16 protein-coding genes and 1 pseudogene are annotated in these 15658 nt (G+C 63.2%); 3 read left to right on the top strand and 14 right to left on the bottom strand.

Translation table 11 applies throughout. The features are described 5' to 3' along the window. Positions 1–104: 104 nt before the first annotated feature. From E3T38_RS09375 to E3T38_RS16735, 8 genes and pseudogenes are all read right to left on the bottom strand, one after another. Positions 105–986 (bottom strand): IS110 family transposase, encoded by an 882-nt coding sequence (locus E3T38_RS09375; protein ID WP_241984401.1) that lies wholly within the window; start codon positions 984–986, stop codon positions 105–107. Beyond that, positions 871–1305 (bottom strand): IS110 family transposase, encoded by a 435-nt coding sequence (locus E3T38_RS17120; RefSeq protein WP_241984400.1) that lies wholly within the window; start codon positions 1303–1305, stop codon positions 871–873. Before E3T38_RS17120 ends, E3T38_RS09375 begins: the two co-directional genes overlap by 116 nt. Before the next feature lie 653 nt (positions 1306–1958). Beyond that, positions 1959–3020 carry a polysaccharide pyruvyl transferase family protein gene (locus tag E3T38_RS09365; RefSeq protein WP_134548001.1) on the bottom strand — a complete coding sequence of 354 codons (1062 nt, stop codon included), beginning with the start codon at positions 3018–3020 and terminating at the stop codon, positions 1959–1961. Between the two features lie 830 nt (positions 3021–3850). Next, positions 3851–4229, bottom strand: a pseudogene (locus E3T38_RS09355) (transposase); the annotation flags it as partial. Continuing rightward, a complete protein-coding gene (locus E3T38_RS17500) occupies positions 4189–4689 on the bottom strand; it encodes a helix-turn-helix domain-containing protein (protein WP_166805487.1) in 501 nt (166 codons plus the stop codon). The gene E3T38_RS17500 and the pseudogene E3T38_RS09355, both read right to left, overlap by 41 nt. Positions 4690–4795: 106 nt before the next feature. Further along, positions 4796–5233 (bottom strand): transposase, encoded by a 438-nt coding sequence (locus E3T38_RS09345; RefSeq protein WP_241984402.1) that lies wholly within the window; start codon positions 5231–5233, stop codon positions 4796–4798. 320 nt (positions 5234–5553) lie between these two features. After that, on the bottom strand, positions 5554–6207 hold the full coding sequence (locus tag E3T38_RS09340; protein ID WP_134547999.1) for a hypothetical protein: 654 nt from the start codon (positions 6205–6207) through the stop codon (positions 5554–5556). Beyond that, positions 6204–6344, bottom strand: a complete 141-nt coding sequence (locus tag E3T38_RS16735; RefSeq protein ID WP_166805486.1) for a hypothetical protein — start codon at positions 6342–6344, stop codon at positions 6204–6206. The genes E3T38_RS09340 and E3T38_RS16735 overlap by 4 nt, the downstream gene beginning before the upstream one ends. Positions 6345–6663: 319 nt before the next feature. On the opposite strand from E3T38_RS16735, the gene E3T38_RS09335 reads away from it, so the two are divergent. Continuing rightward, positions 6664–6882 (top strand): hypothetical protein, encoded by a 219-nt coding sequence (locus E3T38_RS09335; RefSeq protein WP_134547998.1) that lies wholly within the window; start codon positions 6664–6666, stop codon positions 6880–6882. Between the two features lie 33 nt (positions 6883–6915). After that, positions 6916–7134: a hypothetical protein gene (locus E3T38_RS09330; RefSeq protein WP_134547997.1), complete on the top strand. Its 219-nt coding sequence runs from the start codon at positions 6916–6918 to the stop codon at positions 7132–7134. A gap of 149 nt (positions 7135–7283) precedes the next feature. On the opposite strand, the gene E3T38_RS17495 is transcribed toward E3T38_RS09330, so the two are convergent. Both E3T38_RS17495 and E3T38_RS17490 read right to left on the bottom strand, forming a co-directional pair. After that, positions 7284–7481: a hypothetical protein gene (locus E3T38_RS17495; protein ID WP_370449015.1), complete on the bottom strand. Its 198-nt coding sequence runs from the start codon at positions 7479–7481 to the stop codon at positions 7284–7286. Between the two features lie 230 nt (positions 7482–7711). After that, positions 7712–7867: a type II toxin-antitoxin system Phd/YefM family antitoxin gene (locus tag E3T38_RS17490; RefSeq protein ID WP_370449014.1), complete on the bottom strand. Its 156-nt coding sequence runs from the start codon at positions 7865–7867 to the stop codon at positions 7712–7714. A 1075-nt stretch (positions 7868–8942) separates the two neighbouring features. Here E3T38_RS17490 and E3T38_RS09315 point away from each other — a divergent pair. Then, on the top strand, positions 8943–9587 hold the full coding sequence (locus tag E3T38_RS09315) for a hypothetical protein (RefSeq protein WP_134547995.1): 645 nt from the start codon (positions 8943–8945) through the stop codon (positions 9585–9587). Positions 9588–9695: 108 nt separating this feature from the next. Here E3T38_RS09315 and E3T38_RS09310 read toward each other — a convergent pair whose 3' ends face one another. The 4 genes from E3T38_RS09310 to E3T38_RS09295 all read right to left on the bottom strand — a co-directional run bounded on the left by E3T38_RS09310 (position 9696) and on the right by E3T38_RS09295 (position 15593). Next, positions 9696–10979 (bottom strand): O-antigen ligase, encoded by a 1284-nt coding sequence (locus tag E3T38_RS09310; RefSeq protein WP_134547994.1) that lies wholly within the window; start codon positions 10977–10979, stop codon positions 9696–9698. A 22-nt stretch (positions 10980–11001) separates the two neighbouring features. Continuing rightward, positions 11002–12432 carry an O-antigen ligase gene (locus tag E3T38_RS09305; RefSeq protein WP_134547993.1) on the bottom strand — a complete coding sequence of 477 codons (1431 nt, stop codon included), beginning with the start codon at positions 12430–12432 and terminating at the stop codon, positions 11002–11004. Between the two features lie 416 nt (positions 12433–12848). After that, positions 12849–14318 carry an NAD(P)/FAD-dependent oxidoreductase gene (locus E3T38_RS09300; RefSeq protein WP_134547992.1) on the bottom strand — a complete coding sequence of 490 codons (1470 nt, stop codon included), beginning with the start codon at positions 14316–14318 and terminating at the stop codon, positions 12849–12851. A gap of 96 nt (positions 14319–14414) precedes the next feature. Beyond that, positions 14415–15593 carry an acyl-CoA dehydrogenase family protein gene (locus E3T38_RS09295; RefSeq protein WP_134547991.1) on the bottom strand — a complete coding sequence of 393 codons (1179 nt, stop codon included), beginning with the start codon at positions 15591–15593 and terminating at the stop codon, positions 14415–14417. Positions 15594–15658: the final 65 nt, after the last annotated feature.

Genomic DNA, 15658 nt, shown 5'->3' with positions numbered 1-15658 from the left:
CCCGCGAGGGCCAGTTTTGTCATGAGTCACGACCACGGTGGAGCGACCAACACCAACTCTGCCAGCCAGTCCCGGACCAGCCACCCCAAGACTCACAGTTCTTGTCAAGCGGCGAGTTGGTGGTCGGCTTGGTAGAGGGTGCCGTCACGGAGCATGGCGAATAGAACGTCACAGCGGCGTCGGGCGAGTGTGATGAGGGCTTGGTTGTGGCGTTTGCCTTGGGCGATCTTGCGGTCGTAGTACCTGCGTGAGATGGGGTCACTGAGGGCGGTGAAAGCGGACAGGAACAGCGTGCGCTTGAGGATTTTGTTGCCGCGCCGCGAGGGATGCTCGCCGCGGATCGAAGTGCCGGAATGCCGGGTGACGGGTGCCAGGCCGGCGTAGGAGGCGAGGTGGCCGGCAGTCGCGAACTCTTTGCCAGTGATCTCGGTGATGAAGCGGGCGGCAGTCCTGACGCCAACGCCGGGCATGCTCCTGATGATCGGTTCCAAAGGATTCGCCGCGACGAGCTCGGCGACCTCGACGGCGATCTCGGCGCGTTGGCGACGAAGCGTCCCCAGCTGCTCGGCGAGACGCGGCAGCACGGCCCGAGTCGCGTGCGTGCCGCCAACAACCACCGTCTGCTCGGACAAAGCTTGGAAGATTTCCTCGGCCAAACGGCGCCCCATGCGCGGGGCGAGCTTGATCAGGCGATTGCCGAGCCGCGCCTTCCCTACGGCTTTCAGCGCGGTCGGGATCGGGTATTTCTGGAGGAGGTCCACGACAGCTGGGTGGTCGAGGTGCGGGCCCAGAACCCTCTCCAACGCTGGATGGATTTGCATCAGCAGCCCCCGGATCCGGTTGCTCGTCGCGGTCATCTGGCCGACGATGTCATCGTGCGAATCCGCACAGCACCGACAGCTCCGCGACCTGCTGGTCTTCGAGGTGGATCGGGCGGAGGGCGTGCGGCAGAGTGCGCGCAGCTTCGGCGATGATCGCCGCGTCACGGGCATCCGTCTTCGCTTCGCCGGCGTGCAAGTCGGCGATGCGCCGCATCGCGAGTCCAGGCAGATAGCCCACGAGAATGCCTTCGGCATACGCGACAGCCACCGGCAGCGCGCCGACGGTTTCGGGCTGGTCAACGACCAAGAGCACGGTGCGGCGGACCTTGAGCTTCTGGATCACGGCCCGCAATCTGGCCTCGTCGTTGGGGAGCGCTTTGTCGTAAAGTCGCTTCCTTGAGCGGTCGAGAGCGACCGCGTGATGTTCACTTTTTCCAACGTCAACGCCTATGAACACGTCAACGCTGTCGTAATTCTCAATCATGAGTTTCCCGTCAGCCATGCGGATCGGTTGGCCTGTCCACGGCATCAAGTCGCGGCATCCACGTTACGTTCGGCCAAGAAGCTAATTCCAGTCGAGCCCCTATTAGCGATCACCCAATACCAGTCAGGCCCGGTGACAACACCCCCCCGGATCATTAACGACTGGGGGCAGCAACCATGCCGGGCCTAACAGGCCAACACCCCTCAGAAGCAAAGCTTCAAGGGCTACCTACAAGGTAACGGGGGAGCCTGGCTCGGCGTCCGGGCCAGTCCGGTGTTACTCCCATTAGGCGTTGTGGGCGCGGGCCTGATCGTTACGGTGCCGACGCATGTCGATGTGACCGAGGTTGATGATCCCGGCGTTATTGGCCAGGCGGCCCTCGATCGAGTCCGCTCCTGAAGGGGGAGAGCAACTTAATCACTTTGGATATCTCAAACCCGAACGTGTGCCGCAGAACTCCGCCAACAGGCACATCTAACGCGCTAATGACAATGGTTAAGGCGTATACATCTAGGCCAACCGAACAGGCATCACTCGGCACGGCCTCCCGAATTGAGCTATAGGTATGCCAACCCTTCAATACCGGCGAGCAGCGCGTATCTCGACGCAAGCCCCCGCCTCAAAAGCCAAATAGGCTTATGTTATGGCGGGTGCTACTCGCCCATTTTCATACTAGGGAGATACGCTCGCTCGGCTCGGAGGATGTAATCGAGCGGAGCCAGTAGGGGCGAAGGTGCGTCCGTTAGCAACGTAGTAATGCTGCGCTCCATTTGCTCCTGATTGCGTGTCGAATCTAGCACTAGCTTCGGATCTTGACCAATATCGATGGAGAAGTCCGTGCATTTTTGGTGATATTCCACAAGCACAAATGGTACGTAAGCAAGATAGGCGCTAATGGCACCGTGTAATCGGACTGCGACGACAGCATCGAAAGATGCTAGCAACGTCCAAGTGCTAACTACCCCTAAATCGCCATAGCGAACGAGGTTGACGTTAAGGCCAAGTTGGAGGAGTAAATTCACGGCTCGCGTAGAAATCTCCTCGTCGCCATGGAGCGAATGTCCGTTGAGCGAAATAACCGTGATGTGGTCAGTGATTCCCATGGTGCGAGTCGAGTCCAAGGCGATTGCGAGAGCTCGGACCAAACGGTCAGTTGCTTCATTGCCGAACCCTACAGTTCTGCAAAGGGCCAGACCAACAACCCGTCGATCACTCTTAACGCCATCGCTCACGCGATGCCGGATGCCAGCGCGAGGATGTAGAGCCGCCAGATCACCACCCATTCCAATTTCTTGAGGAAGATCCATTGTCAGCCCTGAATCGACAGAAGTCTTATCTCGAACTACTACTCGCTCATTGTCATTCAGGAAAGCTGAAACAGTATTTCGATGTTCTTCTGTGGTGAACGGTCCGACGGATACTCCGAGGGATTGGAACGCTGTCCGAGTACATTTGGAGAAACGCCATTGGAGGCGACGAACACCGCTAATATCGGACAATACCGAGCCGCCACCGAGCACGATTATGTGAGCACGAAGCACGGCGTTGATCCCCATTGCTGCGCGCCAAATACTTCCAACCCGGGTGTTTGACGAAAATACGCGGGCTCCAATTCTGGGATTATGGCCAACTATGTGTATGTCCAGTCCTGGAAGGAGGACATCGCCTCGAGCTAGCCAAACTTCACAAAAAAGGTCGTCGCCGTAGTTGGACATTCCATAATAGCCGACTATGTAAGCGGAGCGGGGTCTTTTAGTCAATTGCTGTATGCTCTCTTCGTTTTTGCATTAGTTGCCGGTCTGCGGGGACGCGTCATAGTGTCCACAGCAGCTGCGCGAAAGACGGCACCATTCAGTCGGCATCAAGGACCCCTTGCATCGAATTCCAGTCAATGCCACGACGTTCGACCACGTGTGTGCTGCCTCATTGAGCTTATCGGAGTGTAACTAGGCCGGGTTCCAGCTGCAGCATTTCCGTGGGCGGGTTCGAACTTTGGGGGTGACGTCGGCAGCGCATGCGCTCAAGGGCCCCAGTACGGGCGGCTTGAAGTGATATGTGTCGGTATTACGCAGAGTCATTCTTTGATCGCATATCGCAGGATCAGGTAGGCGCCGATTTGCGCACCGGAATCCGGTGTTTGTGCGGGTCTTCCGCGCGAGGGCCTTTGCGGTGTTGAGCTCGGCCATCCGGATGATGGGCTCAAGGTGATTCATCTCTGAGATCAGGACCTGTTGCCTATATCGGCTTTGCCCGAAGGGAACGTGCGCGCGATCCACCGCGGTCAGCTCAAATCTTTATCCCGCCGGGTTTGATGAGGTCATGCCGAAAACCCGGCGACAGTGAGCGTTGACCGGCTCCTGCACGGCGCTCACGTCTGCCAAACCTCGGGCGGCTCCGTACACGCCAAGGGGCGTGACCCCGATGAGCTGATCCTGCACCCGAGCATGGCGAACGCCGCCAAGCCTTGGTGATCAGATCTATGGGCTACGACTGGTGTCATCGCTCAGGGGGACGTCTCGCGAACGGTGTTTCCAGCGTTTTTTCATTAGTAGGATTCTGCGGTCGGCCAGCGGTCTTGGAAGGTGATGGCAAGCGCGTTGAGAGCTGGCTTCCACCGCATCGTCCACCGGGCTCGGCCCACACCGGTGGGATCGAGGCTGCGAGTGACGCGATAGAGGCACTCTAGAGCCGCTTGCTCGGTGGGGAGATCTCCTCGAGCGCGCACCGCTTACCGATACCGGGCGTTGAGCGGATTGATCGCATTGGTAGAGCAGATCACCTGGCGACTCGGGGTTTTAGGACAGGAACGGGGTATATTTTTCCCACGCCGACTCCCAGCACCCGGTGATCGCACCGTATTTCTTCCCCCAGCCCTCGGTCATCTCATCCAGAGCTGCGCGAGCGGCATCGACGGTTGGAGTGGTATCCGTCTTTGGATCTCCCGTGCCCCCGATGGTGCCGGTACTTACGTCTCGTGAGCAGGATCACGGGCATCCCCACGACGGGCATCCCCACGACGGGCATCTCCACGACGGTCAGCCCGCGATACACACCGTCGTAGATCGTCTCAGCACAGATGTGCCACGTCAGCGTGCGCGGGTATCGACGTCGGAGCCATCTTGTGACCTGACCCGGCGACCATCGCTTCGCAAGTTTCACCGCGTGGGCGAACGAGGGTCGGTATGAGCCGTCGGACTTGCGGTTGCGTGCAATCTCTCGATAGGCGCTCTGGAAGCTTTTCCCAATCCGGGCGGCGATCCCTTTCACGCCCTCGCCTGCAGCGAGGCCATCGCCGATTTCGATTCGATCGTTCTGAGAGAAATAACGAGTACTAGTGGCGACACGTTCGACGACAATCAGACTGCCAGCATTGATGAACGACAACGATCCGCAGTTGAGCGAAACTCCGACCTGTCGGGCTACCTTAGATCCCGACAGGCCCTCCCGAATCAATTCGACGTAGCGACGCTTAACAGCTGCCGGTATCTTGTTAGGTGCGAATCTGGCCCTTGGTTTCTCCCTGCTCGGGATTCGCGGCGACTAGTAGAAACTGCCCGCTGTCCAATGGACGTGACTGCGACGTCTGCATCTCCTCGATCACCTTGTCGGTGCCGCGGGAGATGGTTTCTCTTGATACTTGCGCGCCATAGGTTTGGTTGAAGTGAGCGCTGATCTCGCCCGTTGTGAGGCCGCGGGCATACGACGACAGCACGATCCCATTGATCCCCGTCAGTCGGCGATGTCGTTTCGGCACGATCACCGGAGTGAACGTGCCGTCCCGGTCACGGCGCACCTGGATCGTCACAGGCCCCGTCGTGGGACTAATGACCGTTTTGGTGCGGGTCTCGTTGCGCACGTTCGAGTCGTCGCGCTCGTCCGGGGCACGGTTGTTCTCATGGCCGAGGTGATCGGTCATTACCCCATTCAGCGCCGCCTCAAGAAATGTGTTCGTGATCTGACCCAGCAGCCCGCCCCTGCTCTCTAGCCAAGCGCACCCATTCTTTCGCTGCCACCGCCTCAGGGGTGGTCTCAGATTTCGTCTGCTTCGTGACAGTATCAGGTGTCGTCATCACGGTACCCTTCCCACCAGGCCCACGTCCGACGCGTCAGGCCGGAAACACCGTTTAAGAGACAGTCCCGGCTGAACCTGAGGCGCATCGTGGTCCTCGGTGGTGCCAGGGTGATCACCGAATCTCGATGGGTTGAGCGGACAGCTGGCTAGAATCGTGTGCTCAAGCTGCGCTTGGTCTAGCGGCGCTGAAAGGGCGTGATCGCGCGGCTGTTGGCGAGGCGCAGCTTGTAGAGCAGCGCCCAGGCGCCGAGCAGGGCAGCGAGTACGAGACTGGCACTGAGAGCAGTAATGGCGAGGGTTGACGCCCCGGCTGAGGTCGGAGTCGTGTAGTCAACTTCGGTGATCACGGTTTCGTGAGTGGGCGTCGAGCTCGGCACCGCCGTGGGAACGACCTCGACGACAGCCTTCGGTTCAAGCGTGGAAGTGGGCGTGGCGGTCTTCGCTTTTTTCTCCACGGAGGTCGAGCGGCGGGTTGACGCCGGCGGCACGTAGAACCACGAGCTCGGCGCGGAGTCTATTTCGGCCGGCGGGGTCGTGGTGTCAATCGGTGTCGTCGGTGAGTTGCTCGGTGTGTCGGTGCCAGTGTATTCGACTTCTGGCGATGGGTCTGGCGTCAAATCCGGCGTTGGGTCTGGTGTCGGCTCCGGCGTCTGGTTCGGAACGACAGCCGGTTCCTCGGTGCGGGATGGCGTCGGGTCCGCGGTGACAGCACTAGGAGTGTCTTCGGGAGGCTCGGTCAGGGCTAATGCCGGTGGAGGTGCCGAGAAAGCGAGGGCCAGGGTAATCGTCGCGGCGCTCGCCCAGAAAGTGGCGGGACGGGTCACGGTCATGGTGTCAGGGCGAGAAAGCAGGCGACTCCGGCGACCCCAGCCGCGACGGCCAGAAACGTGTATTGCAACGGCTTGGTGCTGCGCCCCCGGCGTAACAGAGACCTGTGGCCGATTTGCTCGGGCCGAATTTTAGTCATCTGATCACTCTATTGCCTTTTGTATTGCACCTAAATGCCGCTGACTGCCCCTGATCGGGGGGCGCTACTGTGCCGAGTGCAACACCGTGGCGGATGAAGCCATGCACCTGGTTCAGAAACGACCTAGCCAGTCGAGCTGCCGCAGCGAGGTCTCGAACGGCTCGACGGTGACGACTGGCGGGTCGCCAGTGAAACCTTCCCGGGACGTCCGCAAGCTATATCGTGCGCTGCGGACCGGGTGCGATCTGGAGGGCACGCCCGCCTTGTACGAATGCTGGAAGTGATGTTCCATGGTCGTGGCTGAATGGAAGGTGGCAGCGTGAACCGTTCGCGCAGCACAGGAAAGATCTTGGCCGGAGCTCTGTGCGCGGTCTCTCTTGGGCTGGCGGGGTGCGTGTCGACGCCCGCGACGCCTAACGCGACGGAGAGCGCCGAGCCGGTTCCCGTTCCCACCATCACGCCGGTACCGGTACCGGCGGCTCGAACGGCCGACAGCCCGCTCGCATCGGTCGACGCCTACGCCCTCTGCAGAGCCTAGACCATTGGGTTCTGTGAGGGCGATGCGAGCCTCGTGACCTTCGCCGACTCGTTTGTGGCGCTGCGGGAGGACGGCGTGTACGTCGAGGCGTCCCACGGCAATCGTGAACCCGATCTGGTGGATGTGGGCGCGAGCAACTGCATTGTCGGCGGCACCGCTGGGAACGTGGAGTGGACGCTGTTCGGCAGCATGGTGCGGGTGACCGAGGGCGAGCTCGAGGGCATGGTCAACATGCCCGACGAGGCTCCGTGACGGCATCCGCTTTATGGCGGCGCTTACTCGATGGGTTGTTGCATCCGCTGCTGAAGGACGGAAACTGGAAAGGCTGCATCTCACTGAAGAGACGCTAGCTCCGTCCGGGGGGTTCGCACGCGCAGGCCGACGGCCTCGGCTGCCTCCTGTTAGCGAGCATCGTACGTGATGGACACGTTCGCGCCTGCGTGGAGCGCGGCAGCGATGTGAAGGGCGTCCCGACTTCGCAGACTGGGACCCGTGAGAAGTCCGGCATCGCGAGAGACACTCCGGTCCATGTCCAGCATGGCCAATCGGGAGAGCATGTGAGTGACCGCGGTCTGCGCTATTCCTGTTTGTTTCGCCATGCGCCACAGTTCGGTTTTCAGGAGAAACATTGAGACGAGATTAGCGCCCCGCCCCCGACCCTGGCGTCAAGGTGTACCCGAGTGTACTGGTCTCCGCCTCGTCCGCTAGCAGCTTTGCGACGGCAGAGGTATCTAGGGAGGTGATCAACGTTCGGCGCGCAGCTTGTCCAGGGCGGACTGGGTGCTCACGACAACAGGGAAGAGCGGCAGGCCTTAACACCCTCTGTGAATCAGTGCGGACGGTGCCGAATACCGCAGAGCGGTGCCAGGGGCGGTGGCGATAGCACCGAGACGACTTCGCCATGATTGGTGACCTGGAGTGTCTCACCGTGGCGTACGGCTCGAAGTACCTTGGCGCTGTTGTTTCGTAAATCGCGATGAGCGATTGTACGAGCCTGGTCGCTAGTGGAGGAGGCGTAGGAATTGAAGGCACAGGGACGGAGCCGCAGAATTGCTTACGCTTGCTGGACGTTGAAAGAGTTGGTCGGGGTGGAGATGAGAAGCCCAGTCCTCCCCAGATTTAGATTTGACTATGTCTCTACAGATTACGAGTATTGCTCGGTTTTCTGTTATTTGGTGGCGGAATTGGGTATGCACAACCTCGCTAATGTGCTTCGCCGGGCGGCCGAGCGGGTCGCCTCTTTGGGCGATTGCCGCGCCGCGTTCGATGCTTCACCCAAAGCTGAGGTGCTGATCGGGCAGCGGTCGCTGGCCGCGGCTCAGCGCCTGCTCGACACGTCGCCGGTGGCGCGCACGACGATGCTAGAAATCGGGCACCGAGTCTCCATTGGACGATACCGAGCGGGCTTCAGCGGTTCAAATACTGGGGCCCGTCGGCCAGCCGGACTGCCTTATCGGCGTGAGGTATAGGCTCGGATTCGGATTCGGTGGCGCTGGCAGCTTGGCGTACCTGAGCAACCTTCTGTCGCAGCGATACGTATTTCGGTCGCAGCCTGTTCAAGGTAGTGAAAATTGGAGAAATCAGTGCGGGGACTGAATATTTGTGTTCTTATTGCGGCGACAGTTGTGTTGGTGGGGTGCGCGCCCGGGCCTGGGGCCATCGAGGCAGCTGATCGCTCGCCTGAGTCCACAGCTGCGGCGAGCGCCGCTCCAGTATCGGAGCCAGCCTCGCGATTGGGCCTGTCCTGTGATGACGTAATGCCCGCAGGATTGGTGGCCAGTGTATTGAACAGAGCAACCCTGACGACGGACCTGATGGTGAGACCGCAGTCGGCCACGCCGTTAGGGTATGCCGTGAGTCAGCTCGGCGGCGTCTCATGCCTGGCGAGCGGCGATGGCGCCACACAGAGTTCTGTGAGTCTTCAGGTGCTGCCCGAGGCAAGCACCCAGTGGGCGGCCTACGCGCGAAACACTGCGGAAGTCGTATCAGGGCCCGCGTCAACCTACGGCGAGGCCTCGCACGTTTCCTGCCTGGGTCGTGGTGCGGAATCAGCCTGCTGGGTGAACATTTTCGTCGGTGAGAGCTGGATCGAATTCATCGCGCAGGGAATAGACGTGAATCCGAGTCTGAGCAATGACGCGGTTAGCGAACATGTGGCCCCTCTGATCGCTGAAATTGTCAGCGCGGTACGGAACGCTCCAGCCCCCGAAAAATTGTGGGTTGCGCCGGCCTCGACCGGCATACTCCCCGCTGACTGTTCGGTATACGCCACCGCAGATGAATTTCGATCCGAATTCGGCACGGCTGAAGAAGTTTTAATCAGCGATGGGAACGACGGCGAAGGGTGGGGCATCGACAATGCCGCCTGGACGATTGTCGGGGTTGACCGATGCATGTGGGTTCCCGAGAGCACGGGTCAGACTTGGCCGCTATACATCACCGCGCTGCCAGGCGGGGAATGGGGTTATGACCGATCTTCTGTATTCATGACGGCTGACGGCACGGTCCAGGCCGTATCCGTTATCGGTGCCGAACGGGCTACGTTCGGGTGCCATGTATATTCCGGGTTCTGCACCCTTGATACCGTCATCGCAGGCAATTGGGTTCAGCTAAGCGCTGAGCAAGCCCTGATCGGAGCCGCGGGCGATGTGCAGGCGCTGCTTATCGGCATCGTTGAACGCGCAGTCCCACGCTTCTCCGCATAGCCAGTGGAAGGGCGGGGGTGGCCGCTCAGGGTCTCGCTGGCCAGCAGGAACGCGCTCACATTGCGATTGCAAGCATCAGCGCGATCCTGAAACCAGCTGACGCAGCGCCTACGGCGCGTCGGGGTGGGGCTTGTGCGGCAGGGCGTTGCGCCAGCTCAGGCCCTGCGCGGCCTTGACCGAGCAGATCACCAGCAGCAGCCAGCCGAACTCGAACAGAATGGTGCTCTCCGCGGCGCTGGTCACCAGCAGGGTGACCAGAATGAGCGGCGCCCAGACATACGCCAGCGAGCGCTTGTTCGAGGCGAGCAGCCAGGAACGCACGAAGGCCAGCAGCACCAGGGCGAGAAAGGCGAGAAAGCCAATCAGCCCCACCTGAAAGTACACGTCGAGGTAGGCGTTGAGCCCGGTAGCGTGCAGGCGTCCGGTGGTGAATTCAATCCAACCGTAGGGCGTGACGTCCTGGGGCCAGAATCCGGCCCAGCCCCAGCCCTCGAGCGGATGCAGCTCCACCAGCCGCCACATCTCGCTCCAGAGCGAGTAGCGAACCTCGAACTCGCTGCCGGCGTTGAGGGCGTCGATGATGGTGATGCGTCCGAGCCAGGCTGCGCCGGCGGCGACGAGAGCCGCGCTCAGGAGGCCGAGCTGCAGCATCCGTCGGCCGTCGACGGGGGCGCGGCGCAGGCGGTACAGAGCGAGTGCGGCGACGGTGACGCAGATGGCGACGACCACGATGACGGGGGAGCGGGTGAGCACCAGGCAGATGCCGGCCAGCCACATGGAGCCGATGCCGAGGCCGCGCGGAATGGACCGGGCGCGGAGCTCCACGTAGAAGGTGACGGCGGCGATGAGGGTGATGAGCCCAAACACGTTGCGGGAGCCGAACACGCCCTGAATCGGTCCGAGCTGGTCGATGTTGCCGGCCACACCCAGAAAAGCGATCGGCAGGTCAAGCAGCAGCCCCGAGAGCACTTCGAGCACGATGGAGAGTGCGAGCAGCGCCCGCAGCACGTCGCCGGTGGCGCGCACGACCTGGAACGTGTCGCGCACGAGGGCCACGTAGATAGCGAGGAACCCCACGGTGATCTGGTAACTGACGCCGATGATGGTCTCGGAGACATAGCCGCTCCACACGCCGGAAAGCGCGCACCAAGCCACGAACACGATGATCGAGATGGGCAACAGACCGTGCCACTCCACGATCGGGCGGCGGGCGAGCAGTGAGAGCACGGCCAGCACGATGAGGCCGCCGAGAATGCCGATGAGCCCGGGCCAGCCCACCACGCTGCGCAGCAGGTGGGTGCCAAACGCGGTGGCCAGAATGGCGAGCGTGAGCGCGGCCGCGAATTTCGGCGACGCCAGCACGCGCCGCAGGGCGTCGGGCAGGGTGGGCATCCTCTAATTTACCGCGCTGGCGTCAGGGCATCGGCCTTGGCGCGTGCTGCTGCCGCTTGGTGACCACGGCCAGCACGATGAGAATCACCCAGCCACTCTCGATCAGCAGTCGGCTTTCGGCGATGCTTTGCGCGATCAGCGCGGCGAGCAGCAGCAGCGGCAGCAGGGCCGACACGGCGAACGGTTCGGTGTCTTTCACGCCGAGACGCGGTCGGTCGACGGCAAGAAACCAGGCCCGCCACAGGGTCGAGCCGACCAGCGCGGCGAACAGAATCACGCCGACGATGCCGAGTTGCAGCCAGACATCGAGCCAGGCGTTGTGCGCCTGCAGGTAGGTGACGCCCTTGCGCACGGCGAGGCCGTTGAACGGTTCCACCCACGGCACCCAGTAGCTCACCCAGCCCCAGCCGAACACCGGTCGTTCCAGGGCGAGCTGGGTGACGCTGGCCCAAATATCGAAGCGGCCGGTGAGGTCGTCGCTGCGACCAAGCAGCCCGAACAGCTGCGAGGAGAACAGGGCGAGGGCTGCTCCCACCGTCAGAACGGATGCCGCCGCCACGACATACAGCGGCCGTCGGTGCTGATCGTGCAGCCGTCTCGCCCAGAGCGCGAAGATCAGGGCGGCGACGACCGCGACGAGCGACACGGTGACCGTGGCGGAGCGGGTGAGCAGCAGCATGCCGACGGCCAGCGCCAGCCAGACCAGGCCGGAGTTGCGCCTGACTGTGCGGGCCTTCAGTTGCACGATGAAGACGATGATGGCTGTTAGCGCGACGAATCCGAGCAGGTTGCGATTGGCGACGATGCCCTCGATCGGGCCGCCATCCAGCAGCAGGCCCCGGCTCCAATAGAACGCCTTCGGCACGTCGTCGGTGCCGTAATCGACGAAGAAGGGCAGCACTTCGTGTTGTACGACAATGGCCACGAACAGCTCGAACACGAGGCTCAGCGCGAGCACCCAGCGCAGCGCGGCGGCCAGGGTGCGCAGCAGCTCCGGCCAGGTGAGGGTGACGGCCAGAAACAGGGCGGCGAGGGTGGTGATGAGTTGCAGGGTGATTCCGAGAGCGGATGCCCCCGGGTAGTACGACCACGCGATCGACAGGGTGGCCAATAGCAAGAACGCGGTGATGGTCTTGGGGAACTTGCGCCAGTTCAGGGGCGGGGCCAGCGCAGCCTGGTAGGTGTGGCCCCGGGCGATGTCGCGGTCGGTGGGGGTGTCGTCTGATGCTGCGGCGTTCACTGCGGCGTTCACTGCGGCGTTCACTGCGGCGCGATTGCGGGCATTGGCGCGTTGGGTGCCGAGGCCGATGATGCTGCCGACGACGACGATCACGGCGATGGCGCCGAAGCCCCACCAGCCGCCGAGGTTGCGCCAGAACTGGCCGGCCAGAACGGTGAACCAGACGAAGGTCGCGAAGAGTCGAATGACGAGGCGACTCTGCACGGCGGACATGGTTTCAGATTACCGGTGTTGGTGCGCCGGGTTCCGCGCCGCTGGTCGGCGTGGTCCTCGGCCGGGTAGACGAGGCGGCGGAGGGTCTCCGTGTTGCGGTAGCCGATGCCAGGCCGTTCAGGGGAGTGGGATCGAGGCGGGCTGGGTCGGCGGCGGCGTCTTCGCTCCGGCGCACGGGGCATCCGCTTTGTGCGCGCCGCGAAGACCTGTTCGGGTTTTCGGGGTGGCTGAGTGGTCAATGAGCGGCCTCCGATCAGGCTGGTCTCTACGGGCGAAGGCGCATAACTCCTGCAATTCCCATTGATGTTCACACGACTTGCCCGGAATTACGCGGGTGTCTGTCCCAACAGCTTCAAATTGCAGGAGTTATGCGCGGCACGTGACGTTTCGTGGGCGACTCGGCAGTGGGATGGACCTTAGTTGCCCTCGCGGGGAGTGAGGTCCGGCGGCTCAACGACGTTGTATTCGTGGGCCAGGGCGCTCAGGGCGGCGCGGTAGCCGCACATGCCGTGCACGCCTGGGCCGGGAGAAGTCGACGAGGAGCACAGGTAGACACCGGCGAGTGGGGTACGCCACGGGTCGCTTGAGAGCACCGGGCGGCGCACGAGCTGGGTCATACTGATCGCTCCGGCCGCGATGTCGCCGCCGACGTGATTGGGATTGTGGTTCTGCATTTGCGCGGCGGTCTGGCTGTAAGAGGCGAGGATGGTGTCGCGAAATCCCGGGGCGAAGCGTTCGATCTGCCGGGTGATCTGCTCGGTCTGGTCGTGGGTGGAGCCCGCCGGAACGTGCGTGTAGGCCCAAAGCGTGTGTTTTCCGGCGGGAGCGCGAGTGGCGTCGAGAATGCTCGGCTGCGCGGCGAGCACATAGGGGAACTCAGCGTGCCGTCCGCGGGCGACGGCGTTCTCGGCGCGGGCCTGGTCGGCGCGGGTGCCGCCCACGTGCAGGGTCGGCGCTCGCCGCAGGTCGGCCGCGGTGAAGGGAACCGGTTCGGAAAGCGCGAAATCCACCTTGGCGACCGCGTTACCGTAGCGAAAGCTCCTGAGCGATGCGGCGTAGCGAACGGGCAATGCCCCGTCGGCGAGGTCGACGAGGGCGCGCGGCGTCACGTCAAGCAGCACGATGCGGGCCGGCGGCAGCTCTTTCAGGCTGGTGATGTCGGCATCCGTCACGATTTCGCCACCGTGCGCGAGCAGATCGTCGGCGAGAGCCTGCACGATGGCGCCGCTTCCTCCGATCGGAATGGGCCAGCCCCGAGCGTGCGCGTGCGCGGCGAGGGTGAGCCCGGCACCGGCGGTGGAGGGGCTGGGCAGCCGCCCGATCGAGTGGGCGAACGTTCCGGTGAGCAGCGCCGGCGCGGTCACGCCGGAAAAGCGCCAGTTCCAGGCCGGGCTGCCCTGCTCGAGGGTGCGCAGCCCGAAGCGGGCCAGCATCAGCGGATGCCGCGGTACGCGCAGCAGCGCATCCCCGGTGAGCTCGGCGATGGCGTTGATATTCTGCACGAGCGGGCCCAGCAGCCGCAGCCAGGCCGGACCGTCGCGCCCGAGGCCGGTGGCAGTGCGTTCGATATCCTGCCAGGCGACGCCGGCGCAGCCACCGGGCAGCGGATGCCCGAAGGAGATCTCGGGAACTTTAAGTTCGATGCGGTCCTTGAGGCCGAACTTCTGAAAGAACTCGGAGGCGAGCGCGAGCGGATGCACGGCGCTCCCCACGTCGTGGCGGAACCCGGGCAGGGTGAGTTCGGCGGTCGCCGCCCCGCCGCCAATCTGCGGGTTGCGCTCGTAGACGCGCACCCTGAGGCCGGCGCGGGCGAGGGTGACGGCGGCGGCAAGGCCATTCGGGCCGGATCCGACGATGATCGCGTCGAGCCCCTGCTCGGTGGTCACGCCGGGCCGCGCTGCTGTGGTCTCATTCCGACACCGTATCCCGGGCCCGGGCGCGGGCGCACCCCCGGGTGTGGGTTCGGGGCCGTTGGCATCAGCTCAGACGAAGGCAGCCTGGCCGGTGATGGTGCGACCTACGATGAGGGTGTTCATCTCCTGGGTTCCCTCGTAGGAGTAGATGGCCTCGGCGTCGGCGAAGTGCCGCGCTACGTTGTACTCGAGGGTCACGCCGTTGCCGCCGAACAGCTCGCGGCACCACGCCACGCTCTCCCGCATGCGGCTGGTCGTGTAGGCCTTGGTCAGCGCGGAGTGCTCGTCGCGCTGCACGCCTTCGTCTTGCAGCTGCGACACCCGCACGACCATGCCGAGGCTCGCGGTGATGTTGCCGAGGCTCTTCACCAGCAGATCCTGCACGAGCTGGTGACCGCCGATGGCTTTGCCGAACTGTTCGCGCTTTTTCGAATAGGCGACGGCCGCATCGTAGGCGCCGATAGCGTTGCCGACGGCCGCCCAGGACACCTCAGCGCGCGTGGCCCGCAGCACCTTGGCGGTGTCCTTGAACGAGTTGGCGTTCTGCAGGCGCAGGGTCTCGGGCACGACCACGTCGGTCAGGGTCACGTCGGCGTTCTGCACCGTGCGCAGGCTGATCTTGCCCTCGATCTTGGTGGCCGCGTAGCCGGCGGTGTCGGTGGGAACGATGAAGCCCTTGACCTGGTTGTCGGCGGTGTCCTTGGCCCAGATGATGGTCACGTCGCTGAAGGTGGCGTTGCCGATCCAGCGCTTGGCGCCGTTCAAGGTCCAGGTGTCGCCCGTGCGGGTGGCAGTGGTGCGCAGGCCCTGCGCCGCATCGGAGCCGGAGAGCGGCTCGGTCAGCCCGAACGCTCCCACGACCTCGCCCGAGGCGAGGCGCGGAATCCACTCGGCGCGCTGCTCGGCAGAGCCGCAGGCCGCAATCGACCCGGCCGACAGCCCGTTCTGCACACCGACGAAGGTGGCAACGGATGCATCCACTCGCGCCAGTTCCAACGCCGCGAAGCCACGGAACACGGCCGAATTCGTGAAGGGTTTCGTTTCGTCCCAGCCGAAGGAATACAGGCCGAGCTCGGCGAGCGGCTTGATGATCTGGGCGGGGAATTCGGCGCGCTCCCAGCATCCGTTCGCGATGGGGCGAACCTCCTGGTCGAGGTAGGCGCGCAGCTTCAGGATGGCCCCCTGCTCGGGCGCGGTGAGAAGATTTTCATAGCCGAAGATGTCGCTGCCGAGTAGTTCAAAGGTCATGGATGCTCCGTTGCAAAATAGGCGGTCGATACGCAACCGGTCTAGCCGCCAGCCTAGGGTCGTTG

Origin of the sequence: Cryobacterium sp. Hb1, from assembly GCF_004403585.1 — a bacterium.
GTDB lineage: Bacteria > Actinomycetota > Actinomycetes > Actinomycetales > Microbacteriaceae > Cryobacterium > Cryobacterium lyxosi.
The sequence above is the reverse complement of the archived record's forward strand: the minus strand, read 5'-3'. Positions and strand labels throughout refer to the sequence as shown.

Excerpts from the sequence above, each read along its gene's own strand:
- E3T38_RS09295 (WP_134547991.1), bottom strand. The coding sequence starts at position 15,593 with ATGACCTTTGAACTACTCGGCAGCGACATCTTCGGCTATGAAAATCTT.
- E3T38_RS09310 (WP_134547994.1), bottom strand. The coding sequence starts at position 10,979 with ATGCCCACCCTGCCCGACGCCCTGCGGCGCGTGCTGGCGTCGCCGAAA.
- E3T38_RS17120 (WP_241984400.1), bottom strand. The coding sequence starts at position 1,305 with ATGATTGAGAATTACGACAGCGTTGACGTGTTCATAGGCGTTGACGTT.
- E3T38_RS16735 (WP_166805486.1), bottom strand. The coding sequence starts at position 6,344 with ATGACTAAAATTCGGCCCGAGCAAATCGGCCACAGGTCTCTGTTACGC.
- E3T38_RS09340 (WP_134547999.1), bottom strand. The coding sequence starts at position 6,207 with ATGACCGTGACCCGTCCCGCCACTTTCTGGGCGAGCGCCGCGACGATT.
- E3T38_RS09365 (WP_134548001.1), bottom strand. The coding sequence starts at position 3,020 with ATGTCCAACTACGGCGACGACCTTTTTTGTGAAGTTTGGCTAGCTCGA.
- E3T38_RS09305 (WP_134547993.1), bottom strand. The coding sequence starts at position 12,432 with ATGTCCGCCGTGCAGAGTCGCCTCGTCATTCGACTCTTCGCGACCTTC.
- E3T38_RS17495 (WP_370449015.1), bottom strand. The coding sequence starts at position 7,481 with ATGGCGAAACAAACAGGAATAGCGCAGACCGCGGTCACTCACATGCTC.